Genomic DNA, 14,464 nt, shown 5'->3' on the forward strand with positions numbered 1-14,464 from the left:
TGCGCGAACGCTACAGTTGCAATGACAGGGTACTATTTTTGATCGCCACTTGGTATTAGGATTCAACTGAATCACTCATGGTGTATTTGTCAATTCTTGAATTAACTGTTCAGGTGTGAGAATCCGGGGAGTAGCGATAGGAAAATCTCCAGGATTTCGAGTAATAATTGCATCCAAGTGGTTCATTACCGCTGTGCTGTATTGAATAGCGTCTTCAAAATCTTTAAAATTCACGCTTAACGCCATGTTGATTGTATTGCTGTCTACGGTAGCAATAGAGCAGAAAGTGACCATTCTGCTTAAAAACTCAAGGGCTAAATTTCGGCTTTTCTCTCTACGGATAATATAGTAGAGGTCGCTAAATGAAGATGCACAGATATAACCTTCAATCTGTCCCTGTTCAACAAAGGATACTACTGTTTCACTATTGGGAAAAAAAGGCTGTCGCTCAAGAGCAAAATCCAAAATAATATTACTGTCTAGCAGAACTCTCACAGGTTATGTTTCTCCTTTAAATATTCCCATTTTGCTTGGTCTGGGTCAAAATCAGGAGATGCTGGTTGTGTCTTTTCAAACCAGTCTTGCAAAGCTTTTACTTTAGATTTCCGTTTTGGTTTGTCTGGTTGTCGTTCAGTAGAGGTTTCTGTAGAGATTTCCTGAGATGGAATGGATTGCAAAATAATCACTTCCACTTCCCCAGGGGCAATATTTAAAGGTTCATTGATAATCAAATGACCTAATTCATTAATTGTGGCGTTTAGTTTATAAGCTTGCATAAAATTTTCCCTTAATTGTATATAAATATTTTATCAAAATTACCCCTGCGTCTACTTCTTGCCAATCCTGTTGTGTGAGCGGCGATCGCCCTGGGATTATTTTTCAAAAAAATCAACGCTGATAACGCATTCCTGGTAACTGTGTAACTAATCCCATCAGTTCCAACTCCAGCAAACTTGCGGACACCGTACCTGCTGGCATCCCAGTTTGTTGCACAATTAAATCTAGGGGTAACGCTTGGGATGAGAGAACATCCATTACCTGTTGCAATGGTGGCGCTAGTTCTGGTAAAGCTACAGGTGAAGGCATCGGTAAAGTTAACTGTTGCGGTTCCATATCTAGTTGGGGTATGGCTCCCAATGCTTTCAGTAATTCATCCAATTCTCTGAGGATGGGTGTTGCTCCTTGGCTGAGTAACTTTAAACACCCTTGTGCGGGGTAATCATCAACTCTACCGGGTAAGACATAAACATCTCGACAAAATTCATTGGCATAGTTAGCAGTAATCAAAGCACCTGATTTTAAAGGTGCTTCCATCACCAAGACAGCACGAGATAAACCTGCAATGATGCGATTACGTCTAGGGAAATGGGTGCGATCGGGTGGGGTTTTACTTGGGTATTCACTGATAACTAGCCCCTGTTCTAAAACTTGTTTATACAGATTCTGATTTTTCGCTGGATAAATCACATCTACACCTGTACCTAAAACCGCTAACGTTCTTCCCCCTGCTTGCATTGCTGCTGCATGACTTGCGGTATCAATTCCCTCTGCTAAACCAGAAACCACGGTAAAACCATTTTTTGCTAGGGCTATACTGATTTTCTCTGTCCAACGAATACCATATTCTGAGGGTTTACGTGTTCCCACGATCGCCACACAGGATTTTTGCCCAGAATTTTCTGATAGGTCTACTGTCCCACGATAGTAAAGTAAGGGGGGAGGAGAGGGAATTTCTAGAAGTAAGCGAGGGTATTCGGCATCTCCTGGTGTCCAAAAATGGGGATTGCTATTTAAATGTTGGGTAAAAATTGTGGCGGGATGAAGTTGGTTTCGTTGTTGGACAACTTTGCTTAATGTCTGTCCACCCATACCAGCAACAGCTTGCAATTCCTTGGGGCTAGCTGTCCAAGCTGCTGCCAGTGTACCAAAATGTTGGTGTAGTCTTTGCAAGATTACTGGACCAATTCCGGAAATCTGCGACCATGCTAACCAGTAAGCGGGTTCTGGTGTCAATGCTCCATCCTCATGACTGGTTTCATTATTCCCAAATTTGGTGTTCTTGCTTATACTGATTGCATAGTTTTACGGTTTTTCAAATAGTCAAATACTGATTTATCACCAATATCGGGAGGGATTGCTTGGATTGCTTTACGCACAGCAAAGACGAGAAAAAAGATTGCCCACACCGCTAGGAGGGTTTTGCCTAGAGGAATTGGTAATATCCCGGCTAAATGACCTAGAAGTAATGCTGGTACGATGGGTGTGAGTATTTTTGTTTCTATGCGATTAAAACAAAATGCTTCTTTAAAGAAAATTCCTGTTAGTGCCGCAAAGGTAAAGCCAATACCGAGAATGGTTAAGGGTTGCTGGTAAACCGTGATAGCTAAAGGTGTGCTATTGGAGAAGGTAAAGATAATGGCGGCAATGGTACCAATCAGCCAAAATAGTTGTAATGTGCGGTGTAAAAACACCATGTAAATATGAATTGTTGCTAGGCTCACACCCAAACCCAGACTGAAGGTGAAATATAAAGGTGTCAGTAGGGAAAAAGTTGTGGAATTGGGAAATTGTAAGACTAGGGTGGTGGCGATCGCAAAGCTGAGAGCAGCTACCATTAATCCCGTGCGGTAGATAATTACCCCAGTGCGATCGCCGGAGGTAATAGTAAATTCTCCAAATTGCCCTTGATAGATTTCTGGGATAGGTGTCGTTTGCATATATCACCAGCAGAGTTGAAGTTATGACACTTTCATTTTAGCGGTATTTAATTTTATGGATTCTTGAGGCACTTGGATATTATTTTCGCTTAAATCTAGAATCGCAAGGCTAAATTCAAAAATCAAAATGAATACAGCGTAACTCATTACTCCCTACTCCTTACTCCCTACTCATTACTCCCTACTCCCTACCCAACAATTTTGTCTCTAGGACAAATGTCCCAAAATAATTCAGGACATCTGCCTCATGTGCTTTCCCCTGGAGTCAACCTAGGATAAAGCCATGGTGATTCGGAAAACACGCAGATGAAAAGCATTAAAAATTTACTACTTACAGTTGCTTGCGGTACTTCATTACTCTTGACTCCTTTGATGGGGAATCCGGCAAATGCACAATCCAAAATCCAAATACCAATGGGTGTGGAATTTACTCCCCAGCAGGAAGCACAATTCACCCAAATTCGGCTACAGACTCGTAACCAGATTCAAAATATTCTCACCGAACAGCAACGAGAAGAATTTAAAGCCGCGATCGCCAGAGGGGAAGGTGTAAGAAAGGCGATCGCTAACCTCAATCTCTCCCCAGAACAAAAAACCCAACTGCAAGAACTGTTCAAATCTGTCCATACCCAAGTTGCTAACACCCTCACCCCAGAGCAAAAACAACAAATTAGACAAAATTTGCGCTCTCGTTTCCTCCAAGGAAATAACCGACAATTGCCCATATTCCCAGGACAGGAATAATGTACACCATCTTTGCAACTCCAGATATCAGTTGTTTTCTCCATCAAGTTGATCAAATCGGTGAAAAGCTCGGAATTAATGTCACTGCAATTATTAATCTTGATGAACTACAACAATTACCCCCAGATACTTTAGGTCATATCCTCGCTGACCATTTTACCCAAAATCAACTCCCTCCCTTTACCACCGGACCCCGACGTAAACAGCTCCATGATGCAGTTCATGTCCTCACCGGTTATGGAACCGATCCCGTCGGGGAAGCAGAAGTCCAAGCATTTCTCCTCGGAGCCAAATTTTCTCCCATTCAGATTGTTCTGGGATTGGGTTTGCTAGGGATGATTTATCGTTTTTCCTCTTCCCAAGGTATCTATTACAGACTTTGGCAAGCGTATCAACGAGGACAAGCATCTAGTTTTGATATTGATACATGGCAAGCAGAAGAGGAATGGCATTTACCCCTCTCCCAAGTTCAGAAGATGTATCGCATTGCCTAATAACACATCTAATTTTTAAGTATTTTTGCTAGGAGATAACCATGAAATCCCTATTCAGTTTTTCCCTAATTGCTCTCACCCTTGCCCTCAGAACCTTACCCGCAACCGCAGGTGAAGTGAAGGGACCCCGTGGAGGCACGGCAACTGGGACAAAGATAGTCACCCCCAATCGTCAAGGAGGTTACAACGGTTACGGACAAGGTTCTTTTACAACACCTAAAGGTGCAAATGGGAATGGTCAGGTACGTTTTCAAACTAACGGACAAGGTACTGTAATTTACAACGGCAACGGTACTGCGACTACACCTAAAGGTAAAACCGTGAACGCCACAACTAATGGCAGCAGTACCTATAATTCAACTACCGGATACAACGGGCAAAATACAACTACTGTGAATGGTAAAACTTACAACTCCGTGACTCAAAATGGCACCAGCACCATTACCACCCCCACACAAACCTATACAATTACACCGAAAAAACGATAAGGGTTTCAATACTTAATTCACTACTCACTACTTACTACTCACTACTCACCACTCACCACTCACCACTCACCACTCCTCATTTTGCACAGGGTATATACCAAACCTTTGCAGGTGAGGATTTTTCGTTCGTAAAATGTAATATTCTTGCAGACTCCTGACATGAGATGGTCTGATAAACTTGAGAATAGGCAATTTTACGCAATATTCAGGGAAGGGATGGCGATGACATCTCTATTAGACCGACTCAGCACAGAGCGTCAGCGTCGATTTGTCGGACGCAATCCAGAATTGCAGCTATTTGAGCAGGCGATCGCCTCCGCAAAATTACCATTCCATGTTTTACATATCTTCGGTCCTGGTGGTGTCGGTAAAACAACCCTGATGCGGCAGTTCTTGCATATATGTGAGCAGCAGAAAATACCCACAGTCTACCTGGAATCACGGGTGGTGGAGCCGCAATCTGAAGCTTTTGTGGCAGCATTACGTTCAATTATGGGGCTGGGTGAAAGTGAATCTCCCCTAGCCAAATTAGAATCATTAAACAAGCGTAATGTCGTTTTTATTGATACCTACGAAACCATTGCCAGCCTTGATGAATGGTTAAGGGAGGAGTTTTTGCCACAAATGGGCGAACAGACTCTGTTTGTGATTGCCGGAAGAAATTCCCCCACCACCCCTTGGCGCACGGATCCAGGATGGCAAGCGCTACAACAAGCTTTACCTCTGCAGAATCTGAACCCTGAAGAAAGTCTCACCTACCTAGCACGGCGAGATGTTCCCATTACCCAACATCAATCAATTCTCGACTTTACCCACGGGCATCCCCTAGCTTTATCCCTAGTGGCAGATGTTTTTGCCCAGGGGCAGGATATCAATTTTCAGGCGGAATCTGCTCCAGATATTGTCAAAACTTTACTCGAACGATTTTTAGAAGAAGTCCCTACCCCTGCCCATCGGATGGCATTAGAAGCTTGTGCTGTCGTACGTTTAACCACAGAAGCTTTACTCACGCAAATGTTGGATGTGCCCAATGTCCATGAGTTGTTCGAGTGGTTACGGGGATTATCTTGCATTGAATCTGGGCAAGGGGGTGTATTTCCCCATGATTTAGCGCGGGAAGTTCTGATTAGTGATTTGCGTTGGCGAAATTCTGATATTTACACCGAATTACATCACCGGGCACGAGCCTATTACACCACACGTTTAGGACAAAGCCTAGGGCAGGAAAAACACCGAGTACTATTTGATTATATTTTTCTGCATAGGGATAACCCTGCCATTCGCCCTAGTTTCACCTGGGGTGAACACAGCAGTTTATTAACCGATACTCTTAAAGGGAGTGATGTTCCGACGATTTTGCGGATGGTGGAGGAATACGAGGGGGAAAGCTCCGCCCAAATTGCTGCCTATTGGTTACAGCTACAACCGGAAAATGTGGTGATATTTCGGGATAGTCAGGCAGAACCTGCGGGATTTGCCATGATGTTAGCATTGCACAATGCTACCCCAGAGGAATTAGCCCTAGATCCAGGGGCGATCGCTGCATGGAATTATCTGCAAAAACATGCACCCCTACGTCCCCAAGAAGGAGCAACCATCTTTCGCTTCTGGATGGCACGGGATACCTATCAAACCGTATCTCCGACTCAAAGCTTGATTTTCATTAATTTTGTGCAGTACTTCCAAAAAACTCCAGGACTTGCGTATACTTTTTTACCTTGTGCCAATGCGGATATCTGGCAACCGATGCTCACCTATTTTGACCTCACACCCTTACCAGAGGCTGGTTTCTCCGTGGGTAAAAAGCGTTACGGGGTCTATGGGCATGATTGGCGGGTAACATCTCCGGCGGCTTGGCAGCAGCTTTTAGCACAGCGAGAGATAGCAGCCTCCGTAGAAACTACAGTCGCAACCGTCTCCAATAACCAACCTGTTTTAGTTCTGAGTCAAACGGAATTTATCGAAGCGGTGGGTGAGAGTCTACGTAACTTCACTCGCCATGACAGTTTACAGAAAAATCCTTTGTTGCGATCGCGCGTTGTTCTTGAAGGAGTTACCGACCAAGGTAATATGGCTGAAAGAGTCGCCACCTTGCAAAGCTTAATTAAACAAGCAGCCGAATCCTTGCAATCATCACCCAAAGACGAAAAACTCTATCGTGCTGTTTACCGTACCTATCTCAACCCTGCACCTACCCAAGAACAAGCTGCTGAGTTACTAGACTTACCTTTTAGCACCTACCGTCGTCACCTCAAAGCAGGAATTACACGTATCACGGAAATTCTTTGGCAAAGAGAAATCAATTAGACATCGACTGTATGTAATTGTATATTGTCCAACAGACTGACATAATTTTCACCAAATATCTGAATGTATTGCTAAAAACAGAATGGTTTTGAATGTATCTTGACGATAAATAATTATAGCTGGGAACCCATATTTTTAGGTATTAACTACTAATAGAAGACTGACCTAAACCGATTATCTCATCTCCACATTTTTTTGATTATCAATTTCTATATATCTTTTTATACCCCAAAAGTTACATTTAATTATAGCATTATTTTCTCGATAAAAAGTTACTGATGAGACATAAAACATCTCAAAAAAAATGACAGAAAAATCTTGCAAAATCATTGAACTTTCGGTAGATTAAGCGCAATATAAGGGAATTGTATATTCGGAAGTGAGAGGACAATTTTCCTGAGTTCACATCATGCAAAATCGGTAATTTTTATATCCCTAGGTATCATCCTGATTCGCTTCCAGCTAACTAATTCATAGGTTCCTAAATAGCCATGAAATCTTCTGAGCCTCAAAATGATTTTGAAGAAAACGTTCCACCACAGCCATTACAGGCATCTTCAAGAACGCGATGGAAACTGTGGTCATTGTTAGCTGCCTTAACATTCCTAGGAGGTAGTGTTGCTGCTTGGCGTTGGCTAACTCCGAGAAATCAAGAGTCATCTGTGACAAAAACACAACAAACAGTAGCCAAAGTTAAGATAGCAAATGTCCTGCCAAGTATCATTGAAGAAAGTTCAGATTACATTGCCAGTATTAAATCTCGTAGTTCGGTAAAACTTCAGCCGAAAATTCCCGGTCAAGTCACAAAGATGTATGTCAAATCTGGTGATGGAGTCAAAGCCGGAGATGCTATGATTCAAATTGACTCTAAAGGGCAAGCCGACACTAGTGGAGTTGTGGCAGTGCAAGGAGCTAAGGCAGAATTAGAAAATGCCCGTGCCATGCTGAAATCTTTAGAAGCAGAAAAAATTTCTAAACAAGCTGATTTAAAACTGTATCAGCAAGAGTACAGTCGCTATACAAATTTAGCATCCCAGGGAGCGGTATCCCGTCAAGTCAAGGAGCAATACTCTAACCGTCTTGCCATTGCTAAAGCGAATTTGGCAGCCACTGACTCTAAGATTAAAGCCCAACAAGCTACCGTTTCTCAGTCAGCTAAAGTTTTCCAGCAGACACAGGCAAATTCTCAGCAGCAGCCAACTTCCCAGCCGAATTACACGATTAATGCCCCTTTTACTGGTACTATCGGCGATGTTTTTGTGAAAGTGGGTGATGTTGTCAATAACTCAACTCAACTTGCTACCCTCACTCAAAACCGTCCCCTAGAAGTTAATATTTCCGTACCAATTGAGCGGGGATTACAACTACGCAAGGGTATGACTGTAGAGATTCTCAACCCCCAAGGGAAAGCCCTAGGTAAGAGTCGAGTCTTTTTTATTTCGCCTAGTGTGACTAACAATACACAGTCCGTACTAGTAAAAGCTTTGTACGACAACAGTAAAGATGAATTGCGCACAGATCAACTTGTGAGAGCAAGGGTGATTTGGAATCAGCGTCCAGGTGTGATAATTCCCGTTGCCGCAGTTGCCCAAGTTGCAGGAGAAAATACTGTTTTTGTGGTACAAACTAAAACATCTCCCCAGGGAGAATCTCAGCTTGTTGTCCATCAGCAGCGTGTGCAGTTGGGCAAAATCAAGGGTAGTGAGTATCAAGTTTTAGAAGGTTTAAAAGCAGGAGATAGGGTAATTGTCTCTGGGTTATCGGATTTACGTGAGGGGATGACGATAATTGCGGAGTAGGTGATGGGTAATAGGGAACAGGTTACAGGGGAAAGTGATACCCCCTGCTCCCTGCTATCTCCATTTTTGTTTGTACAGTACGTAACGCATCCAATTGATATTGTGCTGCATCACATTGTTTTCGTAGCGCATTCCTAGTTTTTCCATCACACAGCGAGAGGCGATATTTTCTGGTTGAGCGATCGCCACTATCCGTTCTAGTTTTAGTTGGGTAAAGCCATACTCAATCATGGCAGCAGCAGCTTCAGTTGCCAAACCCTGATTCCAATAGGCACGTCTTAAAAGATAATTAATCTCGATATCACTGGTGTTATCTACAACTTCTAACCCACAGTGACCTATCAAGGATTGATTATCTTTATAGATGATTCCCCATCTCCCAAATCCGTACTTTTCCCAGTGTTGGATGTATTCTTCTAGCATTTGCTGTGTCTCACAACGGGAAGCAGGTTGAGAATTTACCCGATACCGCATCACTTGTGGATCACTGTAAATTAGCGCCAAATCGTCCAAATCCGTAATTTGTAATGGACGCAATAACAATCGACCTGTTTCAATTTGCATGATTAGATGATATCAACTCATGCTGGCGTTTTTCTAGGGTATATGGGGGGAGCAAAATTTACACCTAGCTGGGAAAAAGAGATTTTGGCTGAGAAGGGGAATTAATAAAGGTTTCAAAGTTCAGGATGAAAACAACCCCTTACCCTTTTCCCCCTAGTATTTTCCCCAAATTCTGCAAAAAGTCTCATTAACCAAGGTCGAACAGTAAAATTTCCGTACCGACTTCTGTTGTGATGTGTAAATTCTCAGCACCAGTGATTTGCACACCATCACCTTCTCTGAGTTCTTCCCCATTTAAGACAGCTACCCCTTTGGCAATTTGTAACCATCCATAACGCTGGGAAGAAATTTCATAGTTAATCTCATCTCCTGGTTGCAAAATACCAGTATATAAATCTACATCCTGGAAGATTTTGACTGCTCCATCCCTACCATCGTGAGCAGCAATCAGACGTAATTTACCCTGTCTTTCTGCAATGGAGAATGCTTTTTGGTCATAGCGAGGAGCTAAATCTTTTTGGTTTGGTAAAATCCATATTTGCAACAGATGTACAGGTTCTGTACTGGAAGGATTAAATTCACTGTGTAAAATCCCCGTACCAGCACTCATAATTTGTGCTTCACCGGGACGAATAATCGCGCCATTTCCTAAACTATCTTTATGCTCTAATTCTCCTTCTAAAACATAGGTGAAAATTTCCATATCTTTGTGACCGTGGGTAGCAAATCCTGCACCAGGAATTACTCGGTCATCATTAATCACTCGCAAGCTTCTAAATCCCATCCGATTAGGGTCTTGGAAATTGCCGAAGGAGAAAGTATGGTAACTATCTAACCAACCGATTTTTGTATGACCACGAGAATTACGATCGTGAATCAGATAATTTGCTGTTTGATTTGTCATGATTTCAGCCTCTATTAAAGGAATATATTTGCAAGCTAGTGACAAAATTTACATACCCATTTTTGATAATCACTATTAATTTGTGTAAAACACATAGATACTTTCAAGGCAAAAGATATAACAAACTGACTTTGCAAGTATTTATCTAGGATAATTTTTCTTCTTGCAACCCATAAACTACTTACTAATTAACTACAAGTTTCTGAGTGTTTATCTATGAATATTTGAGTTCATGGATGGTATGGGTAATATATAAATTCTCTGTATACAAAAGTGAGAATTTTGATAGAGCTATCGTGAATGACTTGCTTGCTCTCCCTTAAATTTATACATTTTTTATCTACATTTCATCTTAATAGATAATACCCACAAATGAAAAGTACCTACTTAAAAGTAAGGTACTTACCAAAAAGATACTGAATTCAATTTATAACTAGAACAGAGTAGAAATTCAGGAGAATCTAAACACCTACCTGAGCAGAAGTTTTATTTGTGGTGACACCATTGAGCTTTGTATTTGTACCAGCTTGGAGGTGTGCGTCGAGGAACCACAGACGCTTATCAATGGTGCGGGAAACCTCAGTATACAGGTCTGCGGTATCTGCATCTTCGAGATCATCTGTAGTGGCGATCGCCTCTCGAACATGTTTACCGTACATAGCAAAACGCTCTGCTAAGGCTGCGACGTATTCCATGCTGGTTAAAATATCTGTGGGAAACTCTGGTAAAATCGAAGCCGCAACTGCCATGCGTGCAGTACCACAAGCATATCCACCTAATGCTGTCACCCGTTCTGCAATCATGTCAACATATTCTTCTAATTCCCCTGCCATTTCATCAAACATTTCATGCAGTTGATAAAAATCAGCTCCCTTGACATTCCAATGTGCTTGCTTGACTTGGGTTTTTAAATCTAATGTTGCAGCGAGGGTTTGATTTAAAATTGTAATGATGTCTGTCCGAATGTCAGCAGCGATGTCAATTCGAGAAGGATAGAGACGGGTATTAAGATTATTTTTGCTCATAGTTGTGTTCCGCATATTTTCAACATCCCAAGTCTACAAACATCGACTCCTAGAAGTAACTTCCCAGGGACAGAGGGTGTTTTTTCTCCTAGGAATTAGAATAACTTCCCATGTTCACAAGCTTCTCAGCAAATCCAATTAATTACATCTGATAATTGCAAATGATACTATAGACAGATGGCAATCATAATGATTCTGTAATTAGAGATAATTTTCCGATTAATCTAAAATGAACTATTCTGTAATTTATGATGGTAATTGCAATCTCTGTGTCACCTTGGTGCAATTATTGGAACGTCTTGACCAAGGTAAATTATTTAACTACATACCGATGCAAAACCCCATGATATTACAACGTTGGGGAATTACACCCCAAGATTGTGAATTGGGTTTGATTCTCATCGACAGTCAGATACCAGAAAAACGTTGGCAAGGTACTGCTGCTGCGGAAGAAATCGGACGATTACTCCCTCTAGGTGGGATATTTGTCGATGCGTATCGGTCCTTACCAGGGGTGAAATGGATTGGCGATCGCGTTTATGAGCAGGTACGCGACAACCGTTATACCCTATTTGGTAAGCGTCATACCACCTATGAATCTAAATTCTGTCGAGACAACAGATGTTTAAGCAACAGTGATAAATTCTAAATACCCTTGACTAAGTTCCTTCACTGCCAAGTCATAAAATTGCTGACCATGTTCTGGTGTGGCTAAAGCCGGATTAGAACCCATTCTACCATCGGGGTAATGTTGACGAAAATCCGCAGCACCATATATCCGATGTCCCTTACCTACTTCAGGGGACAAAAATCCCTGTTTTATCGCTTCTGGGTAAACATATTGTGTGAGTGCAACTTCGCTGGGAGTTGCGTGGGAACCCTCATGTTCTCCGTATAATTCCTTGGCTAGCTTGTATACAGAACTGCACATAAACCAGTTAGCTGTTTGACATTGCACCTGATTTGCATGGGGTATCTGCAAGTCATCCAGATATGCATAGATTTCTGAAAAGGCAGCTTTGAGAGTGGCAATATTACCACCATGTCCATTAATGAAATAAAACTTGCTAAATCCGGCTTTGGCTAAACAGGTAATATAATCTCGGATAACCAGAATCATGGTACTAGGGCGCAAACTAATAGTACCAGGGAAAGCAGTGTGATGTAGCGCCATCCCCACATTAATAGTTGGTGCGACTAATGCTTGAGTTTCTGCACCTACTCCCTTGGCGATCGCCTCTGCACAAATTGCATCAGTACCAATTAAACCCGTTGGTCCATGTTGCTCAGTCGAGCCAATTGGGATAATAATACCCTGAGATGTTTGCAGATAACTTTCCACCTCTTGCCAAGTACTCAGATGTAGCAACATGATTTTTCGCTAACTTCAAAATAAACAGATTATTCAATTTTCCTCAATTAATCAAAGCAATAATGCTTCTTGACATCTTGTCTAATATCCCAAGTGCAAGACATCCCCCTGGGGAAAGTCACTAAATCACCTTTTCCCATTTGCACTGCTTCTCCCCCATCTGGGGTAACTATCACATCTCCTGCTAAAAAGTAACAAGTTTCTTGACTGTCGTAAGTCCAAGGAAATTGAGACACTTCTTTTTGCCAGATTCCCCACGTCTTGACTCCCAATTCCTGGAGACGTTCTGGAGTCGCTTGTCGCTCAATGATAATTTCCATAACCTATGGCTACCCTAGTACTAACAGTAGGATTGGATATCCTCTCCACACTGATCTACTAAATAGCATAAAGCGCGAAAACGCAAAAAGACAAATTGCTCATACAAGGGGTTGAGTTTACACAAAGGTGGAATATGAGCAACTTTTCGACCAAAAATGATAATGTCACGTTCAAAAGGACATTGGGCAGGAATGAGTTTAGCAATGAATTTTGCTAATTTGCGATTCTGAATATTTAAAGAGTCTAACCATTGACGTAATGGCTTTAGTAAATCAATTTTAGGTAAAGACAATTTCTTTTGCATTCCTATTTGTGAATTTGTAATTTCCGGATTCACAAAAGCAGAAATAACCAGTTCTTGATTGATATTGATCATAGTGAAAACAGCCCCTCGTTTTTCGATAGATTGCCATAAAAACCCGCATTTACAAAATTGCTATATCTCTGTAAATGCTATCGATATTTGATATTTAAGCCGACGGTGGGATGAAAAACTGTCCAGCTAAATACAAAATAACAAAGAAAAAATAAAAATCACCTGGTAATGCTTCTTAATTTCTCATAGGAGATATTGCCCTATCCTATATTGAATGTAATTATTTACCCCATCCATGAGTAGCACCCCAGGGTGGAATATTGCTGGAAAATACTGATTTTTCTACCTCTCTAGCTATATTTCATCAGTAAGATTTACTAGTGACAGTTGATTCTAGAGGATGATTTGTTGCATATAATGTCACAGACGTTACAAATTTTTAATATTTTATTGCAACCATTAATAAAAACTTCTAAATCGACATTTAATCAAAAGTAATCAGCAGAATTTTGATAGGGTAATTGGCGATGGATCATACCTCCTTGACTGCCAGGGATAGAAGGTAAGTTTGATGTCACATCTAAGATCCATACTTTCTGTTTGTCTTCTCCTTTCTCCCTGAACTGTGCGAGAATGGAAGCAAGCCTATTGTCTGCAAGAAGGTCATGGCAAATACTTCCACAAAGCAAGAAATTATCAATAGTAAAAAGCTGCTTTTTGACCGTTGGGCACCCAGCTATGATTGGCTCTTACCTTCTGTGTTTTATCAAGCTGTACATCAACGACTATTAGGATATGTCACCTTGCCCCAAAAATCCCAAGTTATGGATTTGGGTTGCGGTACGGGACGCTTATTAAACAGATTGGCTGGAAAATTCGCCGATTTACAAGGAACAGGATTAGATTTATCTCCCCAAATGCTGCGAATAGCTCGCAGAAGTAACTCCCATCATCCTCGGTTGATTTTTGTTGAAGGTAAGGCAGATGCTTTACCCTTTGCCTCAGAGCAATTTGATGCAGTCTTTAATACCATTAGTTTTTTACACTATCCTGAGCCAGAAAAGGTGTTAGCAGAAATTGCCAGGGTACTCAAGCCCGGTGGTAATTTTTATCTAGTAGACTGGACTGCCAGGAATGATATTGCTCCTCAGTTGATGACTGCTTCCGGTGGTATAAAGTTTTATAGCCCCCAAACTCGTAAAGCCATGGGAGAAACCGCAGGATTAGTTTGCACCAGCCATCATTACCTAATTAGCTCTGTCTTGCTAACAGTATTTAGGAAGTAATGAGTAATGAGTGATGAGTAATGAGTGATGAGTAATCAGTAATCAGTAATCAGTAATCAGTAATCAGTAATCAGTAATCAGTAATGAGTCGTGAATCAATGGTGAAATCCTTATGGGATAGGAAGCG

General features: G+C 41.5%; 17 protein-coding genes. 7 read left to right on the forward strand and 10 right to left on the reverse strand.

Going from position 1 to position 14,464, the window contains the following annotated elements; all coding sequences use genetic code 11:
• Positions 1-75: 75 nt before the first annotated feature.
• The 4 genes from IJ00_RS19880 to IJ00_RS19895 form a co-directional block, all read right to left on the reverse strand.
• A complete protein-coding gene (locus IJ00_RS19880; RefSeq protein ID WP_035155895.1) occupies positions 76-495 on the reverse strand; it encodes a PIN domain-containing protein in 420 nt (139 codons plus the stop codon).
• Positions 492-776, reverse strand: a complete 285-nt coding sequence (locus IJ00_RS19885; protein ID WP_035155897.1) for a hypothetical protein — start codon at positions 774-776, stop codon at positions 492-494. The genes IJ00_RS19880 and IJ00_RS19885 overlap by 4 nt, the downstream gene beginning before the upstream one ends.
• 112 nt (positions 777-888) lie before the next feature.
• A complete protein-coding gene (gene dprA, locus IJ00_RS19890) occupies positions 889-2,013 on the reverse strand; it encodes a DNA-processing protein DprA (RefSeq protein WP_035155899.1) in 1,125 nt (374 codons plus the stop codon).
• Between the two features lie 50 nt (positions 2,014-2,063).
• A complete protein-coding gene (locus IJ00_RS19895) occupies positions 2,064-2,717 on the reverse strand; it encodes a DUF2301 domain-containing membrane protein (protein WP_035155901.1) in 654 nt (217 codons plus the stop codon).
• A 306-nt stretch (positions 2,718-3,023) separates the two neighbouring features.
• Between IJ00_RS19895 and IJ00_RS19900 the strand changes: the two genes are divergently transcribed.
• The 5 genes from IJ00_RS19900 (at position 3,024) to IJ00_RS19920 (ending at position 8,549) form a co-directional block, all read left to right on the forward strand.
• Positions 3,024-3,461, forward strand: coding sequence for a hypothetical protein (locus IJ00_RS19900; RefSeq protein WP_052754501.1), 438 nt, complete (start codon positions 3,024-3,026; stop codon positions 3,459-3,461).
• Positions 3,461-3,955: a Coq4 family protein gene (locus IJ00_RS19905; protein WP_035155903.1), complete on the forward strand. Its 495-nt coding sequence runs from the start codon at positions 3,461-3,463 to the stop codon at positions 3,953-3,955. The genes IJ00_RS19900 and IJ00_RS19905 overlap by 1 nt, the downstream gene beginning before the upstream one ends.
• Positions 3,956-3,996: 41 nt before the next feature.
• Complete coding sequence (locus IJ00_RS19910; RefSeq protein ID WP_035155905.1) at positions 3,997-4,443, forward strand: hypothetical protein; 447 nt, start codon at positions 3,997-3,999, stop codon at positions 4,441-4,443.
• A gap of 222 nt (positions 4,444-4,665) precedes the next feature.
• Positions 4,666-6,750: an ATP-binding protein gene (locus IJ00_RS19915; RefSeq protein WP_238178371.1), complete on the forward strand. Its 2,085-nt coding sequence runs from the start codon at positions 4,666-4,668 to the stop codon at positions 6,748-6,750.
• A 491-nt stretch (positions 6,751-7,241) separates the two neighbouring features.
• Positions 7,242-8,549, forward strand: coding sequence for an efflux RND transporter periplasmic adaptor subunit (locus IJ00_RS19920; RefSeq protein ID WP_035155909.1), 1,308 nt, complete (start codon positions 7,242-7,244; stop codon positions 8,547-8,549).
• A 54-nt stretch (positions 8,550-8,603) separates the two neighbouring features.
• Here the strand turns inward: IJ00_RS19920 and IJ00_RS19925 are convergent, their stop codons facing one another.
• From IJ00_RS19925 to dps, 3 genes are all read right to left on the reverse strand, one after another.
• Positions 8,604-9,113, reverse strand: coding sequence for a GNAT family N-acetyltransferase (locus IJ00_RS19925; RefSeq protein WP_082127363.1), 510 nt, complete (start codon positions 9,111-9,113; stop codon positions 8,604-8,606).
• A 187-nt stretch (positions 9,114-9,300) separates the two neighbouring features.
• Positions 9,301-10,017, reverse strand: coding sequence for a pirin family protein (locus IJ00_RS19930; RefSeq protein ID WP_035155914.1), 717 nt, complete (start codon positions 10,015-10,017; stop codon positions 9,301-9,303).
• Between the two features lie 461 nt (positions 10,018-10,478).
• Positions 10,479-11,042 carry a DNA starvation/stationary phase protection protein Dps gene (dps, locus tag IJ00_RS19935; protein WP_035155917.1) on the reverse strand — a complete coding sequence of 188 codons (564 nt, stop codon included), beginning with the start codon at positions 11,040-11,042 and terminating at the stop codon, positions 10,479-10,481.
• Positions 11,043-11,271: 229 nt separating this feature from the next.
• On the opposite strand from dps, the gene IJ00_RS19940 reads away from it, so the two are divergent.
• Positions 11,272-11,691, forward strand: a complete 420-nt coding sequence (locus IJ00_RS19940; protein ID WP_035155919.1) for a thiol-disulfide oxidoreductase DCC family protein — start codon at positions 11,272-11,274, stop codon at positions 11,689-11,691.
• On the opposite strand, the gene IJ00_RS19945 is transcribed toward IJ00_RS19940, so the two are convergent.
• The 3 genes from IJ00_RS19945 to IJ00_RS19955 are packed head-to-tail and all read right to left on the reverse strand — an operon-like array spanning position 11,668 to position 13,111.
• The gene (locus tag IJ00_RS19945; protein ID WP_035155921.1) at positions 11,668-12,414 is read right to left on the reverse strand and encodes a creatininase family protein; all 747 of its coding nucleotides are present in this window, start codon (positions 12,412-12,414) and stop codon (positions 11,668-11,670) included. The two genes, IJ00_RS19940 and IJ00_RS19945, sit on opposite strands and share 24 nt — an antisense overlap.
• A 47-nt stretch (positions 12,415-12,461) precedes the next feature.
• The gene (locus IJ00_RS19950) at positions 12,462-12,734 is read right to left on the reverse strand and encodes a cupin domain-containing protein (RefSeq protein ID WP_035155923.1); all 273 of its coding nucleotides are present in this window, start codon (positions 12,732-12,734) and stop codon (positions 12,462-12,464) included.
• Between the two features lie 20 nt (positions 12,735-12,754).
• The gene (locus IJ00_RS19955) at positions 12,755-13,111 is read right to left on the reverse strand and encodes a Mo-dependent nitrogenase C-terminal domain-containing protein (RefSeq protein ID WP_035155926.1); all 357 of its coding nucleotides are present in this window, start codon (positions 13,109-13,111) and stop codon (positions 12,755-12,757) included.
• 605 nt (positions 13,112-13,716) lie between these two features.
• Here IJ00_RS19955 and IJ00_RS19960 point away from each other — a divergent pair.
• Complete coding sequence (locus IJ00_RS19960; protein WP_035155929.1) at positions 13,717-14,337, forward strand: class I SAM-dependent methyltransferase; 621 nt, start codon at positions 13,717-13,719, stop codon at positions 14,335-14,337.
• The last annotated feature ends 127 nt before the right edge of the window (positions 14,338-14,464 follow it).

It is taken from the genome of Calothrix sp. 336/3, assembly GCF_000734895.2.
Taxonomy (GTDB): domain Bacteria; phylum Cyanobacteriota; class Cyanobacteriia; order Cyanobacteriales; family Nostocaceae; genus 336-3.

Coding starts and splice junctions, on each gene's coding strand:
- IJ00_RS19885 (WP_035155897.1), bottom strand. CDS start 776: ATGCAAGCTTATAAACTAAACGCCACAATTAATGAATTAGGTCATTTG.
- IJ00_RS19895 (WP_035155901.1), bottom strand. CDS start 2,717: ATGCAAACGACACCTATCCCAGAAATCTATCAAGGGCAATTTGGAGAA.
- IJ00_RS19900 (WP_052754501.1), top strand. CDS start 3,024: ATGAAAAGCATTAAAAATTTACTACTTACAGTTGCTTGCGGTACTTCA.
- IJ00_RS19905 (WP_035155903.1), top strand. CDS start 3,461: ATGTACACCATCTTTGCAACTCCAGATATCAGTTGTTTTCTCCATCAA.
- IJ00_RS19910 (WP_035155905.1), top strand. CDS start 3,997: ATGAAATCCCTATTCAGTTTTTCCCTAATTGCTCTCACCCTTGCCCTC.
- IJ00_RS19915 (WP_238178371.1), top strand. CDS start 4,666: ATGACATCTCTATTAGACCGACTCAGCACAGAGCGTCAGCGTCGATTT.
- IJ00_RS19920 (WP_035155909.1), top strand. CDS start 7,242: ATGAAATCTTCTGAGCCTCAAAATGATTTTGAAGAAAACGTTCCACCA.
- IJ00_RS19925 (WP_082127363.1), bottom strand. CDS start 9,113: ATGCAAATTGAAACAGGTCGATTGTTATTGCGTCCATTACAAATTACG.
- IJ00_RS19930 (WP_035155914.1), bottom strand. CDS start 10,017: ATGACAAATCAAACAGCAAATTATCTGATTCACGATCGTAATTCTCGT.
- dps (WP_035155917.1), bottom strand. CDS start 11,042: ATGAGCAAAAATAATCTTAATACCCGTCTCTATCCTTCTCGAATTGAC.
- IJ00_RS19940 (WP_035155919.1), top strand. CDS start 11,272: ATGAACTATTCTGTAATTTATGATGGTAATTGCAATCTCTGTGTCACC.
- IJ00_RS19945 (WP_035155921.1), bottom strand. CDS start 12,414: ATGTTGCTACATCTGAGTACTTGGCAAGAGGTGGAAAGTTATCTGCAA.
- IJ00_RS19950 (WP_035155923.1), bottom strand. CDS start 12,734: ATGGAAATTATCATTGAGCGACAAGCGACTCCAGAACGTCTCCAGGAA.
- IJ00_RS19955 (WP_035155926.1), bottom strand. CDS start 13,111: ATGATCAATATCAATCAAGAACTGGTTATTTCTGCTTTTGTGAATCCG.
- IJ00_RS19960 (WP_035155929.1), top strand. CDS start 13,717: ATGGCAAATACTTCCACAAAGCAAGAAATTATCAATAGTAAAAAGCTG.